Origin of the sequence: Neoasaia chiangmaiensis (assembly GCF_002005465.1) — a bacterium.
Lineage (GTDB): Bacteria > Pseudomonadota > Alphaproteobacteria > Acetobacterales > Acetobacteraceae > Neoasaia > Neoasaia chiangmaiensis.
This window is the reverse complement of record NZ_CP014691.1, coordinates 297,660-313,226: the sequence shown is the minus strand read 5'-3', so window position 1 is coordinate 313,226 and position 15,567 is coordinate 297,660. Positions and strand designations below refer to the sequence as shown.

Genomic DNA, 15,567 nt, shown 5'->3' with positions numbered 1-15,567 from the left:
GTAACCTAGACTGTTACGCCCAAGAGGCCAAACCAACAAGTTCGGGCCGAAATCCATGCCAGAACAAGGCGAGTGAATGTCTCCGGTGACCCAGCCGATCCCCGACAGCGAAATTCTGGCGCTGCTGCATCTCTATCGCGATTGGGGTGTCGACTGCACGTTGTCGGAAGAGGCGGTCAATCGGTTCGACTCCCTTCCCGCTCCCGCTCAGCAACCGCATGAATCGAGGCCCAGGGCATCCGTTGGGAAAACACCGGCGTCCTCTTCCGCGTCGGTCGGTCTGAGCATCGAGACCGCGCCCGATTTCAAAACGCTCGAGCATGCCGCCAGCCAGTTACCGGACTGCATACTGGCGCGCATGGCCACGCATTACGTCGGGCCGGTTCATGTGCCCGGTGCACAGCTCATGCTCATCGGGGAGGTACCGGATGCCGATGAGGACCGAAGCGGCAATATTTTTGCGGGTGCGACCGGCATCCTTCTCGATCGTATGCTTGCAAGCATCAATCTGGACCGGACAGGAATGTCGCAGACGCCTGCCCTGCCCTGGCGCCCCCCTGGCGGCCGGGACATCACCCCTATCGAACTCAAACTGTGTCGGCCAATACTGGAACGCACGATCGCATTGTGTGCGCCGAAACATCTCGTCGTCCTCGGCACGACGCCCACGCGCATGTTGCTGGGAGAGACGACCCAACTCGCCCGCGTGCGTGGCCGCTGGGCGACCACGACGATTCGCGGTCTTGGGGAAATCCGGCTTCTCCCGATGCGCCATCCCTCCCAGATTCGTGCCAGTGCCACCGCCAGACGCGACGCCTGGCGCGACCTGCTCACGCTGGCTGACACGGTTTGACACGCAATCGATCAAGGCACTGACGGAAAATTGAAAATCCTGCCGATCGTTCCGCGAATTTCTCGTGAAAATCCGACTTTCCCCTCTGGTAAAAACATCAGGAAAACCTTACGATAGCGAACTCCTCTGCTGTGCGATCAGACAGTCGGGTTGCCTTCCGACCCGCAAGAGGCTATTGCCCCTCGGACCATGCGAGGGACTCATCATCAATTTTCGCCCGGCAACAGTGCGCGAGCACTTCTTCTCGGTGCGATACTCCTTGGCGCGACATTGACGCCTTTACGAGCGCAAGGCTCCAAAAGCATCGAGCCGATGCCGGATCGCGATCCGGCCCAGAATGAGGAAACGGCATTTGCCGTGCCACGCACTCCCGGCCATCACGATCCGGTCGCGTTGCCACGGCCGCTCTCCGCTTCGGATGCCGCAGCCGTGCGCGATATCCTGCGCGCGCAGCGTCAGGGCGACTTTGACACCGCAGTCGCCCGTAGCAAAACACTGAAAGACGACACCCTTCTGGGTGATATCCTGGCCGACCGGTATCTTAATCCCGGTTACCATCCCGAGCCGGCACAGCTTCGCGCTTGGCTGAAGACCTATTCATCCCTGGCGGATGCCGGGGCCATTCAGGCCAGACTCATCGCCATCAGTCCGCGCGGCAGTGTCGCGCCACAAAGTTTCCCAACCCCTCTGTCCCCCGGCGTGACGGAAGCCCCGATGGTGGCGGAATCAGACCCGTCGTCGCATCTCATCGCGCGCAATCCTCTGCTGGATCGAACAGTGGCCGAACGGGCGTCATGGGGTGGAAAGGGCGTCTTGAGCGCCCTGCATCTAATCGATGCGACACCCGGCATGACGGATCTTTACGCCGGTGTTCTGCGTACCGAACTGGCGCTGACGCTTCTCACGACCGGCGAAAGCGGGCTTGCATTCGATACGGCGTCCACAGCCTTCTCAAGATCCCGCCAGCGCCTCGGTCGCGCCGCCTATGTTGCAGGACTGGCGGCATGGCGTGACGATCGTATCCAGGAGGCATCCCACTTCTTTGAGATGGCTTCCCGTGCGCCGCTGACATCCCCGGCGATCCATGCCGGCGCTGCCTACTGGGCAGCGCGCTGCCAGAGGCGCCTCGACGCACCGGGAAATGCCGCCGCCTGGCTGCATCGTGCCTCGTCTTCCACAGGCACCTTTTATGGTATCCTGGCCCAGCAGGCGCTCGGTCGTCATCGCAGCACATCCGGCAACATCTTCACAGCCGACGATGAGATTGCGTTACACGATCCCATTCCCGTCATGGGCGAAATCGACGTCGAAGCGGTAGCTGCCGCACCGCAAGGACGGCGCCTGTTCGCGCTGCTGCAACTGGGAGAGACCGATCGGGCGGAGGCACTGCTTCGCCGCCTTTGGCCGGACATCGCCGCAGATGCCGCATTATGCCATTCGGTCCAACTGGTTGCGGCGGCAGCCGGGCTGCACGACCTGTCCGAACAGATTGCGACTCTCCTCGCGGCGCGTGACGGACGGCCGGCCGATGTCGCCGGTTTTCCTGTGCCGCGCTTGTCGCCCCGTCACGGCTTCCGGATCGATCCGGCTCTCGTTTACGCGTTGACGCGTCTTGAATCCAATTTCGACGCCGCAGCGTCATCAAGTGCCGGCGCACATGGTCTGATGCAGATCCGGCCTCTGACCGCGAGCTTTGTTACAGGGCCCAAACCGACGTTCGACACCCATGGCGTAGCGGTCATCAACGTTCCACCCAACATGGTGCAGCGCCTGCACAACCCTTCGGTCAATCTGGAGATCGGGCAGTTATACGTGCTGTATCTGGCTTCGATCGCCACGCATGATGACGATCGGGTCGACCATGGGGATCTCGTGCACATCCTGGCCGCTTACAATGCCGGACCAGGCGCGATCCAGCATTGGGAGAAGGCCGCCAAGGACGGCGCGCTTTCCGATCCGCTGCTGTTCATGGAGACACTTCCCAGCCAGGAAACGCGGGACTACGTGCAGCACGCGCTCACATATCTGTGGATTTACGCCGATAAGCTCGACCTTCCCGCCCCATCCCTGCAACGCCTCGCTCGCGCGGAGTGGCCACGCTTCGCCGAGGAGCAGGCGATCGCGGGACGGGACGTGACATTCCACTGAGGATGAAGTGAGGCCCGCCGTTCAGTTGGCGGCCAATATCTGACGGCTGGCCCGCACGCGGAGAACGCGACGGCGATCCATTTCCAGAACCTCGAACAGCCAGCCGCCGAACACGACCTTGTCGCCAACCGCAGGCACACGACGTAGCAGCGCCAGGATCGCCCCGCCGAGCGTGTGGTAGCTTCCTGTGGCCGGAAGGCTGGGCAGGTCGAGAATTGTCCTTACCTCGTCGGCTGGCATGAAGCCATCAAGCACATATTCCCCGGCCTCCTCGGCAATCTGACGTTCCGGGCCACGCTTTTCGATACGTTCGTCACCGACGATGGCCTCGAAAACATCCGATGGGGTAACGATGCCTTCGAAAGATCCATACTCATCGAGGACGAAGGCAATCCCGAGATCGACGCCGCGCATTCGCTCGATCATGTCCTGCGCTGTCAGACTGTCGGGAACGGTCAGCGGTTGTCGGAGAACCGCCTCAATTGACACGGATTGACCCTGCACAAGGCGCGCCATGATGTCCTTGGCAAGGATCACGCCGACAGGATGGTCGACATCTCCTTCGCAAACGACGATGCGCGTGAAGCGATTCTGTCGCAGTTTGGCGATCAGTGCCTCGCGGCTCGCATGGCGCTCGACCCAGAAAAGCTCGTTCCGGGGCGTCATGATGGCGCGAACCGGGCGATCTGCGAGTCGAAGCAGGCGCTCGATCATGATGCGCTCCTCCGTCTCCAGAACGCCCGCCTGTGCACCTTCCGCAAGGACCGCACGCAACTCTTCCTCCGTCACGGCGGCCCTGGTCAGCGGACCAACGCCGACGAGGCGAAGAATGAGCGATGACATCCTGCTCAGCAGCCAGACGATTGGCTTGGCGACATTTGCCAGGGCGACAAGAGGCAAGGATAATCTTGCAGCTATACGCTCGGGTTGCTGAAGGGCGATCTGCTTGGGGACGAGCTCTCCAAAGACGAGCATCGCAAAGGTGATTGCGATGACCACCAGGATGATCGAGAGATCGCCGGCAACGGGCCTCAGGGCCGGAATACGTGCAATCCACGTCGTGACATGTGTCTCGATCTGGCTGCCACCGAACGCACCCTCGAGGATAGAGACAAGCGTCATGCCGATCTGGACAGTCGGCAGAAATGCGTGAGGCTCTTCCGAGAGTCTGAGGGCACGATCCGCCCCGCGCACCCTTCTCTTCACAAGCGCTGCGAGGCGCGCACGTTTCGCTGAAATCAGCGCCAACTCCCCCATCGCAAAAACGCCGTTCAGCACGATCAGCAAGACGATAACGAGGATGGGGATAAACATCGGTCCATTCGATTAGTGGCAGGTCTTCCTTTCTGTAGCCCAAATCCTGCCAGAAATCGCGCAACGATTTACACCAACAAAAAAGCCCGATGCATGATGCATCGGGCTTTCTCGGTAAATCACGAAGCGACTGCAGAATTTTCAGTCTGCGGCATCGGCGATAACATCGTCCTTGGCTGCCTTGTGAACGCGAACGCGTGGACCACGCGACGGCTTGCGCGCGGTGATTTCCGCCATTTGCGTTTCGACCTGCTTTTCATACTGGTATTCGGCAGGACGCTGATTCGCCAGAGAGATTTCCGGCACCATCGGCTTCTCGGTCTCCGGGCCGAACAATGCCACCTTGGCGATATGCCACGGCCGCTTCACCGCATCCATGACAGCAGTCGACTCGTAGCCCGAATGAACCATGCAATCGGCGCATTTTTCGTATGCACCGGTGCCGTATTGCTCCCAGGCCGTGTCGTCCATCAATTCACGGAAGCTCTTGGCGTATCCCTCACCCAGCAGATAGCAGGGCCGTTGCCAGCCAAAAACGGTGCGCAGCGGTTTGCCCCAGGGCGTGCAATGATAGTTCTCGTTGCCTGCAAGGAAGTTGAGGAACAATGGCGACTGCGTGAAGCGCCATTTCTTGCCCTTGCCGTAGCGGAAAATATCACGGAACAGCTGCTTGGTCTTCTGACGGTTCAGGAAGTGCTCCTGGTCGGGCGCCCGCTCGTAGGCGTAGCCCGGCGCCGTCATGATGCCATCGACTCCCATGGCCATCACTTCGTCGAAGAACGCGGCCACGCGCTTCGGATCCGCGCCATCGAACAACGTGCAATTGATCGAAACGCGGAAGCCACGCTGCTTCGCCGCACGGATCGCGGCTGTCGCACGCTCGAATACGCCCTCCTGGCAGACCGAGGCGTCATGCATGATCTGGTCGCCGTCCAGATGCACGTCCCATGAGAAGAAGGGCGACGGTTCGTAGTCGTCCAGCTTCTTTTCGAGCAGCAGGCCGTTCGTGCAGAGATAGACGTATTTCTTGCGCGCGATCAGCCCCTTGATGATCTGCGGCATTTCCTTGTGCAGCAAGGGTTCGCCACCGGCGACGGCGATGACGGGCGCACCGCATTCCGCATCGGCGTCGAGGCACTCCTGCAGACTCATGCGCTGGTTGAGAATCTGGGCGGGGTAATCGATTTTCCCGCAACCGGCGCAGGCGAGATTACAACGAAAAAGCGGCTCCAGCATCAACACCAGCGGATAGCGTTTCCGACCGGTAAGGTGCTGTTTCACGACGTAGCGTCCAACGCGGACGGCCTGCATCAAAGGGACGGCCATGTATCTGTTTGCTCCTGCGCCCTGCGAAGTTCTGCGACGCCTTTTTCCGCCTCGGCGGAAGAAACCGGCAGCCCTCTCAGGCGTCAATAGACAAGAACCCGTGCCTGACTTGGTCGGCATTCCGAAGTGCCTTTAACAAAAAGCCTTACGGAAAAGCGCGCAAGTTCTGATTTTCAGTTCTTAAAAATTGGAAACCTTAATCAATGCCGATGCGTCGACATTCCGTTGGCTATACACCGAGCCTCGTTTGGCTCTCAACGCTGTTCGTCCTTATCACAGGCCTTTGTGTCTTTTTCGCCACAGACGCATCGCATTAACCGACGACCTGTGTAACACATCGACGCTCGGTGTATATCCGGCACTGATCTCATCTCTTCCGTGGGATCGGCGACATGGCGGATCAGATACCGAAGCGCCGCCCGTTCGGTATCGAACACAGTCAGTGCTCTTTGCGATATCAGTTCAAGGACCATGGTATGATGCAGACCTCCAGCCTTACGAAACGTGAAAAAGCAGCGTCGCGTAAGCTGACGATACGCCATGCGTCCACTGCCCTGCTCATGCTGGCCGGTCTGCCGGTCGCACTGATGACAGCCCCTGCGACCGCGATCGCTCAATCCTCGGCCAGCGATGCCTCGGCGCCGATCGCAGCCCTCTACAATGCCCTGCAGCGCATCGAGGCCCCGGGTGCCGGAACATCCCAGGCTCGTGCACAGATCGTGGCACCCGCCATCGATCAGGCGTTCGATCTTCCGACCTTGCTGAAAAATTCGGTCGGCATGCGTTATGCGGCCCTGAGCCCCGACGAACAGCAGAAGCTTCTTGCGGCCTTCCGCCAGTTCACGATCGCCCAATATGTCTCCAACTTCAAACCGGGCGCAGGCGCGAAGTTCAGCATTCAGCCGGGTTCGCGTCCCGCGCCCCTGGGTGGCGGCGTAATTGTGGATACCAAGATTGGCGGCGCATCGGACGACGGCACACCGATCGATTACGTCATGAAGCCGATGGCAGGCGGCTATCGTATCGTGGATGTGTTACTCAACGCCCATATCAGTCAGGTGGCGGCACATCGCGCGGATTTCAGTTCATCGTTGAATAAGGGTGGCGCTGATGCGCTTGTCGGACTACTGAACCGCAAGACACAAAACTTCATGAACGACTGATCATGCCTCGATTCGCGCGTCGTCCACGCGTCCTTGACCGCGACGCCATATTTTCCACCGATTGTTTTTCTGCGGCTTCCGCTTGTCTGTCGCTCTGAACTGGTTCGGCACGGCAACGGCAGCCGTCGCGGTTGCCGGATGCGTGCAATCCGCTGTCGGCGCGAGCCTTCTCGCGCGCTTTCGCCGACGGGAGCGGCGCAGCTTCCCGCCCTCCCCCGCCGATGGATTGCCGCCGGTAACGGTACTGAAGCCGCTACACGGCGATGAACCACTGCTGGAAGACGCTCTCGATTCTTTCTGTCGCCAGAATTACCCTCAATTCCAGATCATCTTCGGCGTTCAAAGGACAGACGATGCCGCCATCGCGCATGTCCGTCATCTTCAGCAGCGCTATCCGACACTCGATCTTGAACTGGTCATCGATACGACCCAGCACGGCACGAACCGGAAGATCGGCAATCTCATCAATATGTACGGTTTGGCGAAACACGATATTCTCGTGATCTCGGATTCCGACATTCACGTGGACAGTGCGTATCTGCGCAATGTCGTCACGACATTGCTTCGCCCGCACATCGGTCTTGTGACGACGCTGTATGCAGGGCTTCCGGCGACACGCAGTCTGATCCGCCAGCTCTGCGCCTGCCAGATCAATCATAACTTCCTGCCCGGTGTCATGATGTCGCGCCTGCTGGGGCGCCGGGATTGCCTCGGCGCCACGATGGCATTGCGTCGCGAGACGCTGACGCGGATTGGCGGCCTGACGAAGCTGGCTTCTCATGTCGCGGACGATGCCGTTCTTGGCCACGCCGTGCGGGATCTGGGCATGGACATCGCGCTCGCACCCTGCATGACCTGGACGACCAGCGGCGAGGCATCCCTGCGTGAAATGCTCGCCCATGAATTGCGCTGGGGACGTACGGTCAAGAATATCGAGCCGGTCGGTTATGGACTGTCGTCCATCCAGCTGCCGCTTTTCTGGGTGACGATTTCACTTTTATGCTGGGGCGGCACGTATGGGGCCTGGATTTTCTTCGGTGCTGTCTGGGCCATCAGGGCCCTAGCCGCCGTCTCGATCGACATGACGCTCGGCCATCTAAACCTCGGGGTCCTGCCCATCCTGCCACTGCGCGAATGGCTTTCGGCTGGCGTCATGGTCTGCAGCGCGCGTGGCCAGCGCGTGGCATGGCGCGGACAGACGCTGCATATTCAGCGACATTCGGCTATGACAAATTTAAGACAACCGCTCGAACCGGGGGACTGACGTCCTTATATCGGTGACAGCCGTCAGACTATCATGGCGCGGCCAGCCGCGCTGCTCTTGCTAGGATCGATCTACTCATGATGCGTACCCTTTTCCTCCAGCCCCCCTCCTTTGATGGATTCGATGGTGGTGCAGGCTCGCGTTACCAAGCCAAGCGCGAAATCAAGTCGTTCTGGTATCCGACCTGGCTGGCGCAGCCCGCGGCCATGGTGGAGGGGTCGCGCCTGATTGACGCACCGCCGGCGAAAATGGGCATGGAGCCGATCCTGCGAGACGTGATGAACCGTGACCTGGTTGTCATGCATACGTCCACGCCATCATTCGCTTCCGATGTGCGTGTGGCGCAGATGCTGAAGGACGCCAATCCGAATCTGAAGATCGGCATGGTGGGCGCGAAGGTCGCCGTGCAGCCGGAAGAAAGCATGGCCAAGGGCGGCCCGATTGATTTCGTCGCACGCAATGAATTCGATTTCACGATCAAGGAAATTGCCGAGGGACGCGATCTCAAGGACGTCGACGGCATCACGTGGCGCAACAGCGAAGGTGTTGTCGTCACCAACCGCGACCGCGCCATGATCGAGGACATGGACAGCCTGCCCTTCGTCACGGAAGTCTACAAGCGTGACCTGCGCATCGAAGACTACTTCATCGGGTATCTGATGCATCCGTATATCTCGATCTATACGGGCCGTGGCTGCAAATCCCGCTGCACATTCTGCCTGTGGCCCCAGACGGTTGGCGGCCACCGTTATCGTACGCGCAGCCCGGAGCATGTCGCGGCGGAGATTCGCCTCGCACGTCAGTATTTCCCGCAGGTGAAGGAGTTCTTCTTCGACGACGACACCTTCACGGATGACCTGCCGCGTGCCGAAGCCATCGCTCGTGAGCTTGGCAAGATGGGCATCACCTGGTCGTGCAACGCGAAAGCCAATGTCCCCTATGAGACGTTGAAAGTCCTGAAGGACAATGGTCTGCGCCTGCTTCTGGTCGGCTACGAAAGCGGCAACCAGCAGATTCTGCACAACATCAAGAAGGGCATGCGAGTCGAAGTCGCCAAGGAATTCACACGCAACTGCCACAAGCTGGGAATCAAGATTCACGGCACGTTCATCGTTGGCCTGCCGGGCGAGACGAAGGAAACGATTCAGGAAACGATTCGCTTCGCTCAGGAGATCAATCCGCACACGTTGCAGGTCTCCCTCGCCGCGCCGTATCCCGGCACCTTCCTCCACAAGCAGGCAACGGAGAACGGCTGGCTGAACGAGGAAGCCGCGGAGCTGATTGACGAGCACGGCATCCAGATTGCGCCCCTGCACTATCCGCATCTGTCCCACACCGAGATTTTCGAGAGCGTCGAGGAATTTTATCGGAAGTTCTATTTCCGCGCGCCAAAGATCGCGTCCATCGTCAATGAGATGGTGCGCAGCCCGCAGATGATGAAGCGTCGCCTACGGGAAGGTGTGGAGTTCTTCCAGTTCCTCAAGGATCGGCACGCCGCCTGACTTGCAATCGTTACATCCTGTCATGACCCGACAACTGATCGTCTCGGTCGATGATTTCGGGCTAAGCGAGGAAGTTAACGAGGCCGTCGAGATCGCCCATCGCAACGGGCTCCTCTCAACGGCCAGCCTGATGGTGGCGGGCCCGGCGAGTATGGACGCGGTACGACGGGCCAGGCGATTGCCAAACCTCCACGTCGGGCTGCATGTCGTCGCGATCGAGGGCGAAGCGACCCTGCCCCCGTCGACTATTGCGGCCATAGCGAGTCCAGACGGACAATTGGGCCGCGATCAGCTGAAGCTGGGCGTCGATTACTATTTCCGGCCCGCCGCGCGGCGGGCCCTGGCACGAGAGATCGAGGCGCAGTTTCGGGCATTCGCGCGGTCCGGTCTGCATCTGGATCACGCCAACGCCCACAAGCACATGCACCTGCATCCGACTGTCGGGCATTTCCTGATCCAGTCCGGCCTGCAACATGGGCTGCGTCACGTGCGAACGCCACGGGAGCCGGTTGCACCGATACAGGCGGTCGAAACCCGTCTCGATACGATCGGCGATGCGGCCTTGCGCCAATGGTGCCGGGTGCTCCGCTGGCAGATCCAACGCGCCGGCATGACGACCAATGACTGGTGCTTCGGCATTGCCTGGAGCGGCCATATGTCAGCTGGGCGCGTGTCGACGCTTATCGGTCACCTGCCACCGGGATTGTCCGAGATCTATTTCCATCCGGCGACAGCCCGCAATGGGCAGTTGAGCACCCTGATGCCGGACTACGACCATGTTGGCGAACTGGATGCCCTCACTCATCCAATGTTTCGTCAGGCGGTGGAGCGAGCAGACGTTGAATGCGTCTCATGGGATGGCGCGCGCGTGATCTCCGCCTGATATCTGCGGAATTGAACGATCCCGTAAACGCAACGTTTCGTACCCAACCTCATCGAATCCCCGTTTCGACGGGCAATTTTTCAAGAGAAACAGATCATGGCTATTTTCAAGTTCAACCGGGCGGCAGGTCGTCATCTGAATGACGAGGCCATCGTCGAAGCGATCAAGCATGCCGGTCATCCCGTGCCGAAAGCGCCACGTGAGAACATCATCAAGCGTGCCTTCAAGCAATACGGCCTGTCGCAGCTCGCGATGGCGCATATCGTCGTCCATGACAACACCATCACGATCAAAGGCCATGCCGAGACGGCCGCCCAGCGCGATCATATGATCCTGGCTGCCGGCAACATCGCCGGGATCGACACCGTCAAGTCGGAGATCACCGTGCCAGCCGGCACACCGGACCCGACCTTCCATCAGGTAGCGGAAGGCGAAACGCTGGCTGCAATCGCCGAGAAAGTCGATGCAGATGTCACGGCGGACGACCTTCGCAAGGCAAACGCGCCACTTCTGAAAAACGACGGTGCGATCTATCCTGGCCAAACGATCCGCATCCCGGAGTAAAGCTAGCGCAACAGTTCCGCTTCCTGCCGCCGCAACATGACGACGAGTCTTGGCGGCAGGATGATTCCCACAGCCATTAACCCGGCCGCCAGACCGATCCACAATCCGACGACGCCCATGTGGCCGTCAGTCGACAACCAGCCTCCGAAACCCAGCGTCAGAACGCAATAGCTGCCGATCATGACAAGCATCGGCACCAGAGTATCATGACACGCCCGCAAGGCGGCCGTACATGTCACCTGAATCCCGTCGAAAATCTGATAGATCGCGGCAATTCTCAGAAGCTTGACGGTGATGAGCGCCGCTTCCGCACCGTCAGGCGTATTTGCGCGGAGATAGAAAGCGGCAATCCAATGCGGAAAGATCAGCAGGATCAGTCCGCTCATCACGCTCCATGCAACCGCAAGAATGATTGCACCGGCCGCAGCGCGTTTCGCTGCCACCATCCGCCTCGCCCCAAGCCAGAACGATACACGGATATTGGCTGCCTGAGACAGCGCAAGGCTGATCATGAACAGCGTGCTGGTGACGCTCAGCGCGACCTGATGGGCTGCCAGTGATGTCGTGCCGAAATGCCCCGCACGCAGACCTGTCACCTGAAAAGCAGCCACTTCCGCGCCTGTGGCACCCATCATCGGCAAACCCAGATGCAACATTCTCTTCAAGGCCGCCCAGTCCGGGCGCGCCAGTCGCAGATGTCGATGCAGGGCGGCCTGCCTGCGCGCCAGGAACAACAGGACGCCCGCAACGAGCCATCCGGTCAGAACCGTTGCCGTCGCCGAGCCCCAGAGCCCCATGGCAGGCAGACCGAACCAGCCGTGGATGAGTGCCGCATTCGTCAATCCATTGAGGACAGCCATTCCCGGCATCGTCCAGAGCAGCAGCGTCTCGCAACCGAATGCCGGAAGCACGATGCGCAAAAGACCAATGACAACCAGATCCGGCAGCAGGGCCCCGAGAAGGACATGGATGAACCGGGAACTCAGGTGGATCACCTTGTCCGGTTCGCCAAAGGCCTGAAGCAGCCATCCTGTCGATAATAAAATCGCCGCTACCGGAAGGCACAGGGCAAGCGCGAACAGCACACCGGTGGAAATCAGCCGGGAGAGATCTGCCGCGCGGGAATCGCCAAATCGATGGGCCTCCCCTCGCGCCCGCGCGATCAGCACGCTGATGCCGCCAAGCCCGGACTGGAAGGTGATTAACGTGACGAAAAAGAGCGTGGTCGCCAGTCCTCCCACGGCAAGTGCCGTGGCACCGATGCCGCCGAGCAGGACGGTATCGGTGATACCCATCGCCATTTCACTGATTTGCGAAAGGCTAAGGGGGAGAGCGATGCGGATCAGCGTTGTGAATTGCCGAGGCCACCGGGTGGAGACGTCGATACATCGATCCGCCACCACCTCATCATTCGATTGAGACATGGAAATCTTCTGGCAGATCGTGGGAAATGCCGCCACCCCCCGTTATATTGCCGGAAGGTGCTGAAACCCTGTTGCGTCCGATCCAACAGTAACGCATCTAATCGCGATCATGGACAGCATCGCCCCGACCATGGCGCCCACGTTGGCGCTGCATGACAGCCAGACACGTCGCAAGCAGGCGTTTTCGCCGCTCGACCCGCAACATGTGCGTGTCTATTATTGTGGTCCTACAGTCTACGATGCCGCTCATATCGGCAACCTTCGCGCCATGCTCAGCGCGGACGTGCTCGTGCGCGTCCTGCGCGTGCTGTATCCACGCGTCACCTTCGTACGCAACATCACCGATGTGGACGATCGCATTGCCGACCGCGCCCGTGCCAACGGGGAGGATATCGCAACCCTGACGGCGCGCACGACGGCGGATTTCCACGCGGATCTGGCAGAACTCAATATCCTGTCTCCGGACATCGAGCCGTGTGCCACCCATCATATTCCCGAGATGCTGGATATGATCGGACGGCTTATCGAGAACGGGCACGCCTACGAGGCCGAGGGCCATGTGTTGTTCGCGGTCCGCGACTTTGCATCCTATGGCGCACTGTCAGGCCGCAGCCTGAACGACATGCTCGCCGGCGCGCGCGTCGAGATCGCGCCCTACAAGCGAGATCCCGGCGACTTCGTGTTGTGGAAGCCCTCCACGCCGGATCAGCCGGGCTGGGACAGCCCCTATGGGCGTGGCCGGCCGGGCTGGCATATCGAGTGCTCCGCCATGTCCCATCGCTATCTTGGCGAAAGCTTCGATATCCATGGCGGCGGTGACGACCTGCTCTTTCCGCATCATGAAAACGAACGCGCGCAATCCCTGTGCTGCTATCCCGGCAGCCGCTTCGCGCAGGTGTGGCTGCATAACGCAATGCTGCTGTCGAACGGCGAGAAGATGTCCAAGTCGCTGGGCAACTTCTTCACGATCCGTCAGGTCATCACCCGCGCACCGGCCCAGGCATTGCGTCTGCTCTTCCTGAGCGCGCAGTATCGCTCGGTACTCGATTTCACGTGGGAAAAACTGGACGATGCCAAACGCACGCTCGATCGCTTCTATCGCGCCCTTGAGCGAACGACGTCCATTGAGGATGCGCCGATCCCGGGCGCCGTGCTGACGGCTCTCTGCGACGACCTGAACACGCCTCTGGCCATCGCGGCCCTCCATCCGCTGGCGGATGCCGCCCTGCAGGGCGACGCCCAGGCCGCTGCATCGCTGAAGGCGGGCGGAAAACTGCTTGGACTTTTCGCACAGTCGCCGGACGAATGGTTTCGCGCCGGAACGGACGAGAATGCGGTTGAAAGGCTGATCCAGGCACGGCTGGACGCCCGCAAGGCACGCGATTTCGCGCAGGCCGATACCATACGTGCGCAGCTTGCCGCTCAGGGCATTCTGCTGGAAGACGGCCCGCAGGGCACGACATGGAGGCGTGCATGACCGGGCGTGACGGCGGTGCGGATATCGGCCCGATCGGCGAAAACAGTCCGGTCGTCATTCTCGTGCGACCACAGCTGGCCGAGAATATCGGCACGACGGCCCGCGCCATGGCAAATGGCGGTCTGTTTCACCTGAGGCTGGTCGCGCCCCGCGACGGATGGCCGCAGGAGCGCGCCTGGTATGCGTCGTCCGGTGCGCACCGTATTCTGGACGCTGCGACCGTGTATTCGACCGTCGATGAAGCAACGGCGGACCTGCATCGTGTCATGGCCACCTGCCCTCGCCCACGCCATATCGTAAAGACCGTCATGACGGCGCGAGGCGCCGCCGCCGAGCTGCGCGCGATCGCCAATCGCGGCCTGCGCTCCGGACTGCTGTTCGGGCCTGAGCGTGCCGGTCTCGACAATGAGGACATGGCGCGAGCGGACACGTTGATCCGCTATCCGCTCAACCCGGACTTCATGTCCCTCAATCTTGCGCAGGCGGTGCTCATCATGGCCTACGAGTGGTGGATGGCCTGCGACGAGACGCCACCGCAAACCTTGATGACCAACGAGACACATGTCGCGACGAAGGGCGAACTGGAGAACTTTCTGGGTCATCTCACGCGCGATCTCGATGACTGCGGCTTCCTGCGTAACGAGCAGAAGCGCGCCGGCATGATCCGGAATCTCCGCCATCTGTTCCAGCGTGGCGATGTCACGGAGCAGGAGTTGCGGACACTCCATGGCGTGGTAACGGAGTTGTCCCGGGGCAGAAAAGCAAGGCAAGGTGGCGCGGCATGAATATCGAAGGCATCCATCACGTCGCTGTCATCGCGTCGGATTACGAGCGTTCGCGTGCCTTCTATACGGAAATCCTGGGTCTGCCGATCGTGCGCGAGGTCTATCGCAAGGAACGACAGTCCTGGAAATGCGATCTTGCACTCGGTTCGGCTCAGATCGAGTTATTTTCGTTCCCCGAGCCACCGGCGCGCGTATCCCGGCCTGAGGCCAGCGGCCTGCGTCATCTGGCGCTTTCCGTTCGTGACATTTACGACGCTGTGCGGCACCTCGCGGCAAGAGGCGTCGCGTGCGAGGCCGTACGGACTGATCCGCATACCGGAAAACTCTTCACGTTCTTCGCCGACCCCGATGATCTGCCGCTGGAACTCTACCAGATCTGACGTTTCTATTGCGGCATCGGGCGGAAATTACCGGGCGTCCCCGCATCGGTGAACAGAAGTCGCTCGGCCTTGTCGACCTTCACCGTGAAAAGCTTGGGGAACTCGCCGTTGGGATTCGGGCAGTTGCCAACGTGCTTCGCCATGACGTCGATCCGCGTCGCATTCGGCGGGTCGTCGCCGTTGACGATGAACATCAGACAATGCGCGGGTTCGTCCGTCAGGCCATCATGACGCACGAGAATGCGCAGATGTTCGACAAGCTTGGTATTGTCGAACCACGAGAGCTTGTCGAACGTCATGCGATCGGCGGCGAAATCGATCCAGCCGGATTTCATCAGCACGACCATCAGCAGCGAAGCCGGGATCACCACCAATAGACGCCGGATCAGATGCTGCCTCAGCGTACGCGGCTTGCGCGGCGGCCGCTTGAGATTGCCCAGTCCCAACTTGCGTGGTGTTGTGGTATCCGATCCCGCCAAACTGC

At 60.4% G+C, this 15,567-nt stretch carries 14 protein-coding genes; 10 read left to right on the top strand and 4 right to left on the bottom strand.

All coding sequences use genetic code 11. The annotated features are described in order from the left end of the window. Nucleotides 1–76 precede the first annotated feature (76 nt). Together A0U93_RS01465 and A0U93_RS01460 are read left to right on the top strand one after the other, a co-directional pair. A complete protein-coding gene (locus tag A0U93_RS01465; protein WP_077805794.1) occupies nt 77–853 on the top strand; it encodes a uracil-DNA glycosylase in 777 nt (258 codons plus the stop codon). Between the two features lie 189 nt (nt 854–1,042). Beyond that, nucleotides 1,043–3,001 carry a transglycosylase SLT domain-containing protein gene (locus A0U93_RS01460; RefSeq protein WP_077805793.1) on the top strand — a complete coding sequence of 653 codons (1,959 nt, stop codon included), beginning with the start codon at nt 1,043–1,045 and terminating at the stop codon, nt 2,999–3,001. A 21-nt stretch (nt 3,002–3,022) separates the two neighbouring features. Here the strand turns inward: A0U93_RS01460 and A0U93_RS01455 are convergent, their stop codons facing one another. Further along, nucleotides 3,023–4,315, bottom strand: coding sequence for a hemolysin family protein (locus tag A0U93_RS01455; protein ID WP_077805792.1), 1,293 nt, complete (start codon nt 4,313–4,315; stop codon nt 3,023–3,025). A gap of 141 nt (nt 4,316–4,456) precedes the next feature. Then, entirely contained in the window at nt 4,457–5,641 is a 1,185-nt protein-coding gene (gene hpnH, locus A0U93_RS01450) for an adenosyl-hopene transferase HpnH (RefSeq protein ID WP_077805791.1), read from the bottom strand. Nucleotides 5,642–6,201: 560 nt separating this feature from the next. Between hpnH and A0U93_RS01445 the strand changes: the two genes are divergently transcribed. From A0U93_RS01445 to A0U93_RS01425, 5 genes are all read left to right on the top strand, one after another. Then, nucleotides 6,202–6,804, top strand: coding sequence for an ABC transporter substrate-binding protein (locus A0U93_RS01445; RefSeq protein WP_371862848.1), 603 nt, complete (start codon nt 6,202–6,204; stop codon nt 6,802–6,804). 82 nt (nt 6,805–6,886) lie between these two features. After that, nucleotides 6,887–8,068: a bacteriohopanetetrol glucosamine biosynthesis glycosyltransferase HpnI gene (gene hpnI, locus A0U93_RS01440; RefSeq protein ID WP_077808237.1), complete on the top strand. Its 1,182-nt coding sequence runs from the start codon at nt 6,887–6,889 to the stop codon at nt 8,066–8,068. A gap of 77 nt (nt 8,069–8,145) precedes the next feature. Next, nucleotides 8,146–9,570 (top strand): hopanoid biosynthesis associated radical SAM protein HpnJ, encoded by a 1,425-nt coding sequence (gene hpnJ / locus A0U93_RS01435; protein ID WP_077805790.1) that lies wholly within the window; start codon nt 8,146–8,148, stop codon nt 9,568–9,570. 22 nt (nt 9,571–9,592) lie between these two features. Then, nucleotides 9,593–10,453 (top strand): hopanoid biosynthesis-associated protein HpnK, encoded by an 861-nt coding sequence (hpnK, locus tag A0U93_RS01430; RefSeq protein ID WP_077805789.1) that lies wholly within the window; start codon nt 9,593–9,595, stop codon nt 10,451–10,453. Between the two features lie 96 nt (nt 10,454–10,549). Beyond that, the gene (locus A0U93_RS01425; RefSeq protein ID WP_077805788.1) at nt 10,550–11,017 is read left to right on the top strand and encodes a LysM peptidoglycan-binding domain-containing protein; all 468 of its coding nucleotides are present in this window, start codon (nt 10,550–10,552) and stop codon (nt 11,015–11,017) included. 2 nt (nt 11,018–11,019) lie between these two features. On the opposite strand, the gene A0U93_RS01420 is transcribed toward A0U93_RS01425, so the two are convergent. After that, nucleotides 11,020–12,441 (bottom strand): MATE family efflux transporter, encoded by a 1,422-nt coding sequence (locus A0U93_RS01420; RefSeq protein ID WP_077808236.1) that lies wholly within the window; start codon nt 12,439–12,441, stop codon nt 11,020–11,022. 109 nt (nt 12,442–12,550) lie between these two features. Between A0U93_RS01420 and cysS the strand changes: the two genes are divergently transcribed. Genes cysS through gloA2 form a run of 3 tightly spaced genes read left to right on the top strand, consistent with a single transcriptional unit; the run spans nt 12,551 to nt 15,083 of the window. Next, nucleotides 12,551–13,918 carry a cysteine--tRNA ligase gene (gene cysS / locus A0U93_RS01415; RefSeq protein WP_245825002.1) on the top strand — a complete coding sequence of 456 codons (1,368 nt, stop codon included), beginning with the start codon at nt 12,551–12,553 and terminating at the stop codon, nt 13,916–13,918. Continuing rightward, nucleotides 13,915–14,703, top strand: coding sequence for an RNA methyltransferase (locus A0U93_RS01410; protein ID WP_077805787.1), 789 nt, complete (start codon nt 13,915–13,917; stop codon nt 14,701–14,703). Before cysS ends, A0U93_RS01410 begins: the two co-directional genes overlap by 4 nt. Continuing rightward, nucleotides 14,700–15,083 (top strand): SMU1112c/YaeR family gloxylase I-like metalloprotein, encoded by a 384-nt coding sequence (gloA2, locus tag A0U93_RS01405; protein ID WP_077805786.1) that lies wholly within the window; start codon nt 14,700–14,702, stop codon nt 15,081–15,083. Before A0U93_RS01410 ends, gloA2 begins: the two co-directional genes overlap by 4 nt. 5 nt (nt 15,084–15,088) lie before the next feature. Here gloA2 and A0U93_RS01400 read toward each other — a convergent pair whose 3' ends face one another. Beyond that, on the bottom strand, nt 15,089–15,562 hold the full coding sequence (locus tag A0U93_RS01400) for a hypothetical protein (RefSeq protein ID WP_371862845.1): 474 nt from the start codon (nt 15,560–15,562) through the stop codon (nt 15,089–15,091). Between the last annotated feature and the right edge of the window lie 5 nt (nt 15,563–15,567).

Excerpts from the sequence above, each read along its gene's own strand:
- A0U93_RS01465 (WP_077805794.1), top strand. The coding sequence starts at position 77 with ATGTCTCCGGTGACCCAGCCGATCCCCGACAGCGAAATTCTGGCGCTG.
- A0U93_RS01460 (WP_077805793.1), top strand. The coding sequence starts at position 1,043 with ATGCGAGGGACTCATCATCAATTTTCGCCCGGCAACAGTGCGCGAGCA.
- A0U93_RS01455 (WP_077805792.1), bottom strand. The coding sequence starts at position 4,315 with ATGTTTATCCCCATCCTCGTTATCGTCTTGCTGATCGTGCTGAACGGC.
- hpnH (WP_077805791.1), bottom strand. The coding sequence starts at position 5,641 with ATGGCCGTCCCTTTGATGCAGGCCGTCCGCGTTGGACGCTACGTCGTG.
- A0U93_RS01445 (WP_371862848.1), top strand. The coding sequence starts at position 6,202 with ATGCTGGCCGGTCTGCCGGTCGCACTGATGACAGCCCCTGCGACCGCG.
- hpnJ (WP_077805790.1), top strand. The coding sequence starts at position 8,146 with ATGATGCGTACCCTTTTCCTCCAGCCCCCCTCCTTTGATGGATTCGAT.
- hpnK (WP_077805789.1), top strand. The coding sequence starts at position 9,593 with ATGACCCGACAACTGATCGTCTCGGTCGATGATTTCGGGCTAAGCGAG.
- A0U93_RS01425 (WP_077805788.1), top strand. The coding sequence starts at position 10,550 with ATGGCTATTTTCAAGTTCAACCGGGCGGCAGGTCGTCATCTGAATGAC.
- A0U93_RS01420 (WP_077808236.1), bottom strand. The coding sequence starts at position 12,441 with ATGTCTCAATCGAATGATGAGGTGGTGGCGGATCGATGTATCGACGTC.
- cysS (WP_245825002.1), top strand. The coding sequence starts at position 12,551 with ATGGACAGCATCGCCCCGACCATGGCGCCCACGTTGGCGCTGCATGAC.
- A0U93_RS01410 (WP_077805787.1), top strand. The coding sequence starts at position 13,915 with ATGACCGGGCGTGACGGCGGTGCGGATATCGGCCCGATCGGCGAAAAC.
- gloA2 (WP_077805786.1), top strand. The coding sequence starts at position 14,700 with ATGAATATCGAAGGCATCCATCACGTCGCTGTCATCGCGTCGGATTAC.